The following is a 4,820-nucleotide window of genomic DNA, read 5'->3' on the forward strand; positions in this document are numbered from 1 at the left end:
CACTGTCAGTCTTAACGGCTGCTATACGCGTCAGAACACCAGTCTGGTACAGGTCAGTGAACGCAGGTTTCTTCCTGGTTATTATTCGCATATCTACAAACCTAAGAAATGTTGATTACAAATCACTGATTCGTATTTTTTGATTTTTCATTAATGCCGATCACAGGACCGGCATATAGGTGTTTCACGATTTACCTCCGTTGAGCATGGCGGCGCGACAGGCGTTCCATATTTTCTGAGCAAGGAGCTTATCGCCAATATTGTGCGCCAGCAGCCCGACAATTTGACCCGCCAGACCTTTTGGTATTTTCTCCGGCACTGGCTGGTCAGCGTCCAGCGAGGCCAGCGCGATACGAAACACTTCAGCAGTCATGCTGCGTGATGACTGATTATCATGCGCTGGGTCGGAAAGGAATCCAGCGATGAACGCCTTAAGCTCTGCGCGTTCTTTGGTAATAGTGGTCATGGGTTAGCCCTCAGCCTGCCGTGCTTTCAACCTGATTAGGGAATGTCAGGCACTCATTAAAGGTTGCGCCGATACGCATAGCGGAAGGGATAAATTCGCTTTTCCCCTTCTCTACTTCATCAAAAATTTCGTCATAGCGCGTCACATCAAATAGCGATACTTCACAATCGCCAGTCGTCGCAAACGCGATCCGATTTGAGGGACACTCCGCCAGTAGCTTATTGAGTTTCTTTACCCAAGCTTTTTCCTGTTTCGTCAAAGTAGCCATGCTCACTCCTTAACCTTGATGCCAGCGCGGGGGCTGTATGCAGACATGCATTGCATGAACCCGGACTGGTCATCTGTCTGCCCATAGCTGAACCCGGCTTTCAGGCCGGAACGGAATGCGCCATCCTGCAACCTGTCGGCAGTTTCAAGTTTTGCCTCCAGTTCTGCTATGTGTTTCTCTGCTTCCCTGAATTTATCCGCCCAACGGTTACTGGCAGTGAAAGCCAGCTTCCTCTGGGCTTCAAGTTCTTCAATTCGTGCCGACATTTCCGCGCACTCTTCAAAATTACTGATTGCCTTGCGCTCCCATTCGTCACGCTGCTCGCGTAGATATCCGTTTTGGCGCTCTGCGGCTTACAGCTTCTTGTAGAGAGCGTCCCAGCTTGTCGAGTTATCCAGAACCAGCTTTGTAACTCGCTCTTCACGAGATTTGTAATGCTTCAGCTCATCCAGCAGCGCCAGCATTCGCTCAGCGATAGCCACTTCGTCAGGGAATTCTTTTTCCCATGCCTCATTCAGCAATTTGCAGCTGACAGGATTCATACTGAATCGCTCAACCATGAAGGATGCCAGTTCTTTTGTTTTTGCTGTTACTGCCTGTTTGTCGATGTTGCTCATTGGACTCCCCCCTTGTTGATGCTCATTTTGGGTGCTCCATGAACCTGCATTACCTGGCTTTTCTCCAGTGCCGGTAGCGCTGAAAATCCGGTTGTCTTGTTGCAGCTATAACGCTTCAGGTCATAATCAATTACTGCCCGCTGATCACGAAAAACGCCGCACCGCCCGTGGCGGATGAAACCTCCGCGCACTAACGCGATCTGCAGATATTTCTCCGCCGTGGTTCGGTGCACGCCGAACATCGCAACGACGTCGTTCGTCGTGATGCGCCCCTGCTCTTTCACCAGACCGATAATCCGCTCAAGAATAATCATCCGTTCTCTGTGTGTTTTAGGTCGGGCCATTTTTAACCCCTTATTTCACGATCCGGAGGTGGCTAACGTTTTTCCGGTAGCTTCCCCAGTCAAAATTCACCCACATCCCTCCGTCCATCTGGAGGCGATCGATAACCCTCGCGCCCAGTGAATCCAACAGCCCCTCGTGGTTAAGATTCGTCAGAACGCCAACAGGTCGCATCGATGAGAGACGGCGATCGATAACCTGATTGAGAATGACCTTCTCACCACTGCTTCCGCGCTGAATACCGACTTCATCCAGTACCAGCAGGTCAACTTTGCAAAGGTCATCAAGCAGGGACGCTTCTGATTGCCCACCGTCGTAGCACTCACGAACCCTGAGCATCAGGTCAGGAATGGTTACCACCAGAACGCTATGACCGCCGGCCAGCAGATGATTTCCGATTGCCGCCGCAAGATGGTTTTTCCCGGTTCCCAGACCACCGCTGAACACAAAGCTCGCAAATCCACTACCGAAGTTCTGGGCATAACTTTTTGCCATCGTGTACGCTTTTCGCTGCCCCTCCCCGCTTACTTCGTAGTTAGCAAACGTACAGCTACGATGGAGATCCTGAATGCCAGATCGCTCGAAAATCTTCTCGGTGCGGGATTTCTGATTCATCCTGTCAAGCTCTTCACTGCGTTTACGCCCTTCGGCTTCCTGCCATGCCCGCCACTCATCAGCAGTCGAGAATTTCGGCTGCACACTGGCTGGGATAATTCTTTTGAGGCGATCAAGCGCACTGCCAGTACCGATTACGTTTTTCATCGTTACCCCCTGAATCCGGTAGGAATGGTTTTGTCTGGCGCAGAAATGTGGTTCACATCTCTGCCAGCTCTTCGGTCGTTGAGAGCGAACTTCGGTTTGAATAGTCCCTGGTAGCCGTTGGCAATGCTTGTGTTGATGACGTTTACCGGATCGTGGCCTTCATCCAGGCACTCCTTCAGAAGCCTGAAAGCTTTTGTTACCGTCAGTTCGGTTTTTATGGGCTTTCCGGATTGCTGGCGGTAGGTGACCCATTCGTTCCACGACGCAGCATTCAGCCATTCGGGAACAGGAATACTCAACGGATCAAACTTCACTTTTCCCTTAGGGGGATTAAAGGGGGTTAGATCTTTTATATTTGTCTTTGGAATAATGTCTTTGGTGTTCCCTGTTTTCGGGGATGCCCTTCCCTCTTTTCGGGGATAACTATCCCCGTTTTCGGGGATGCCCTTCCCCCTTTTCGGGGATAACTATCCCTGGTTTCGGGTACAGAAATAATCCATGTGGCAATTTCATCATCAGGAAAAGACACCGGACATTTTGAGCAATGTGGCTTGGAATAAGCCCATTTATCCAGGTTTGTATTAATCCCTATGTATCTTGTTTGACCAATACGGCGCAGGATAATGATGTTACGATAGGCAAGACTCAGCACCGCTTCGGATACGTGCTTTACCTTCAGTGTTGTCTTATCTGCAATGAGGCTGTTGGCAATACGATCTGATTTTTTCGACCAGCCATAAGTCAGCCGGATAATCGCATTCAAAACACGGAACTCACGCCCCGATAGTTCAACGATACACAAGGCGTCCTGGATCTGATTAGCTAAACGTAAATAGCCATTTTCCAGATCAGCCATACGGCACTCCTGTTGCGTCGGTACCGGCGCAGGGAATTTGTATATTTCAGCGGTATTTGACATACTCATCTCCGCAATTACCTACCGTTTTTGCACCAGAAAGCCGTTGGTGACCCCTCACCGCGGCTTTCGCCTTTTTGGTTGCTGTCATTTTCAGTCCCACCCCAGCGCATCCGGCCTGGCTCGTTCAGCCTTTAGCCCGGCATCAGCAAGAATCTCTACAGCTGTGAGATAGTTTCTGGATACCAGTACCGCCTCAGGTGGCGCGGCCTGAATCCCAAGAAAAGCCAGCTCTTTCGCCATGTTGCAGAAATATCCCTCAGCTTTACGCCTGCTGACTGTCGACTCGCTGATGCCCATATGCTCGGCGTATGATTTCTGCCCTACTGATGCAAGCCGGTTGAGCAGGACACTCTCTATCTCAACCGGGTTGATTTCTGGTGGGTCTAACTTTCGTGCAATTGCGTTCTCCATGGGTAAATATCCTCTATGGTTATTTGGCTGATGCCTCTTGGCTTGGTAAGCCATCGGTTGGGTTTGGGTAGAGATCAGGACGCAGTTCGTGTGGGGTGACTTTCCAGTCAATAGCTCTTGCCACTCGAACTACAAGTTCGCCGGGAACTTTGTTTTTAAACCAGCCGTTAACGGTCTGAGCACGGCGACCAAGTCGGCGTCCCAACTCAGCCTGGCTACACACGGAAAGGATCTTGCGTTGAACAGTTACTTTCATTGGTCGGTCTCATTGAGTGAAGATACAACCAATTATTCAAATTTAATCGATACTGTCAAATTATTTCGATAGCTATACCTACAGAAAAAATCTGTATAATGAAACCATGTAATTGTGCGAGAACGAAAAATGAACTTTGGAGAGCGTTTACAAAGAGTGCTTAATGAGACTGGGATCACCCAATCTGAGTTAGGTCGTAGAGTCGGCGCTACCTCTCAATCAGTTAATGGTTGGTGTCAGTCCGGCATTCTTCCCCGAAAAGATATCTTAGAGTTGTTACCTAAGGCCACGGGTAAGCCGTTGTATTGGTTCTTCATGGAGGATGATGAGGAATCGGATGTGCCTGAACGTCTAACACAAGGTGGTCCAACAGATCTCAATGACCGACAAAAGCGGCTCTTAGAAATATTTGATCAGCTACCGACTGTTGAACAAGACCGTTTTATTGAGCTGGCAGGCGCCAGACTTCAAGAACTAGACGATTTCATGGCTGAATACCAAAGACGCAGAAAAATCGAGCCTCCTTCTCGCTAAACCAGCTTTAAAACTACTAACCGCCTTAACTGGCGGTTTTTTTATGTCATTAATTCACCCACATCTCGCTTTCTTAATCTTCCCTGTAAAATTAATCATCAAATTTAATTGACATATATCGATTTAATCGATAATACTTAACCTATCAAACGCAGCAACGAGTCATCAAGGCAGGACGCCCACGAAGTAGCCGCCCGGGGCATACGAAGACCGGAATGAGATGGCAAGGTTAACGCGCAGCAGGT

The 4,820-nt window shown here is 49.1% G+C and carries 7 protein-coding genes and 3 pseudogenes; 1 reads left to right on the forward strand and 9 read right to left on the reverse strand.

Features of this window, described 5'->3' with window-relative positions:
• Positions 1-324: 324 nt before the first annotated feature.
• From ACLJRU_RS23155 to ACLJRU_RS23195, 9 genes and pseudogenes are all read right to left on the reverse strand, one after another.
• Positions 325-466, reverse strand: a pseudogene (locus tag ACLJRU_RS23155) (hypothetical protein); the annotation flags it as partial.
• Between the two features lie 10 nt (positions 467-476).
• A complete protein-coding gene (locus tag ACLJRU_RS23160) occupies positions 477-734 on the reverse strand; it encodes a hypothetical protein (protein ID WP_000224241.1) in 258 nt (85 codons plus the stop codon).
• A gap of 2 nt (positions 735-736) precedes the next feature.
• Positions 737-1,000, reverse strand: coding sequence for a hypothetical protein (locus tag ACLJRU_RS23165; RefSeq protein WP_001276150.1), 264 nt, complete (start codon positions 998-1,000; stop codon positions 737-739).
• Between the two features lie 90 nt (positions 1,001-1,090).
• A pseudogene (locus ACLJRU_RS23170) lies at positions 1,091-1,294 on the reverse strand (ead/Ea22-like family protein); the annotation flags it as partial.
• A gap of 53 nt (positions 1,295-1,347) precedes the next feature.
• Positions 1,348-1,695 carry a DUF977 family protein gene (locus ACLJRU_RS23175; RefSeq protein WP_001540687.1) on the reverse strand — a complete coding sequence of 116 codons (348 nt, stop codon included), beginning with the start codon at positions 1,693-1,695 and terminating at the stop codon, positions 1,348-1,350.
• Between the two features lie 10 nt (positions 1,696-1,705).
• The gene (locus ACLJRU_RS23180) at positions 1,706-2,455 is read right to left on the reverse strand and encodes an ATP-binding protein (protein WP_023235161.1); all 750 of its coding nucleotides are present in this window, start codon (positions 2,453-2,455) and stop codon (positions 1,706-1,708) included.
• A gap of 2 nt (positions 2,456-2,457) precedes the next feature.
• Positions 2,458-3,380 (reverse strand): annotated as a pseudogene (locus tag ACLJRU_RS23185) (replication protein).
• Between the two features lie 84 nt (positions 3,381-3,464).
• Positions 3,465-3,839 carry a CII family transcriptional regulator gene (locus ACLJRU_RS23190; protein ID WP_001538023.1) on the reverse strand — a complete coding sequence of 125 codons (375 nt, stop codon included), beginning with the start codon at positions 3,837-3,839 and terminating at the stop codon, positions 3,465-3,467.
• A complete protein-coding gene (locus ACLJRU_RS23195; protein WP_000869364.1) occupies positions 3,805-4,041 on the reverse strand; it encodes a transcriptional regulator in 237 nt (78 codons plus the stop codon). Before ACLJRU_RS23195 ends, ACLJRU_RS23190 begins: the two co-directional genes overlap by 35 nt.
• Before the next feature lie 129 nt (positions 4,042-4,170).
• On the opposite strand from ACLJRU_RS23195, the gene ACLJRU_RS23200 reads away from it, so the two are divergent.
• Positions 4,171-4,575, forward strand: coding sequence for a transcriptional regulator (locus ACLJRU_RS23200; RefSeq protein WP_001009037.1), 405 nt, complete (start codon positions 4,171-4,173; stop codon positions 4,573-4,575).
• The last annotated feature ends 245 nt before the right edge of the window (positions 4,576-4,820 follow it).

Origin of the sequence: Salmonella sp. SAL00653, assembly GCF_046552515.1 — a bacterium.
GTDB lineage: Bacteria > Pseudomonadota > Gammaproteobacteria > Enterobacterales > Enterobacteriaceae > Salmonella > Salmonella enterica.

Excerpts from the sequence above, each read along its gene's own strand:
- ACLJRU_RS23195 (WP_000869364.1), bottom strand. The coding sequence starts at position 4,041 with ATGAAAGTAACTGTTCAACGCAAGATCCTTTCCGTGTGTAGCCAGGCT.
- ACLJRU_RS23165 (WP_001276150.1), bottom strand. The coding sequence starts at position 1,000 with ATGTCGGCACGAATTGAAGAACTTGAAGCCCAGAGGAAGCTGGCTTTC.
- ACLJRU_RS23180 (WP_023235161.1), bottom strand. The coding sequence starts at position 2,455 with ATGAAAAACGTAATCGGTACTGGCAGTGCGCTTGATCGCCTCAAAAGA.
- ACLJRU_RS23200 (WP_001009037.1), top strand. The coding sequence starts at position 4,171 with ATGAACTTTGGAGAGCGTTTACAAAGAGTGCTTAATGAGACTGGGATC.
- ACLJRU_RS23175 (WP_001540687.1), bottom strand. The coding sequence starts at position 1,695 with ATGGCCCGACCTAAAACACACAGAGAACGGATGATTATTCTTGAGCGG.
- ACLJRU_RS23190 (WP_001538023.1), bottom strand. The coding sequence starts at position 3,839 with ATGGCTTACCAAGCCAAGAGGCATCAGCCAAATAACCATAGAGGATAT.
- ACLJRU_RS23160 (WP_000224241.1), bottom strand. The coding sequence starts at position 734 with ATGGCTACTTTGACGAAACAGGAAAAAGCTTGGGTAAAGAAACTCAAT.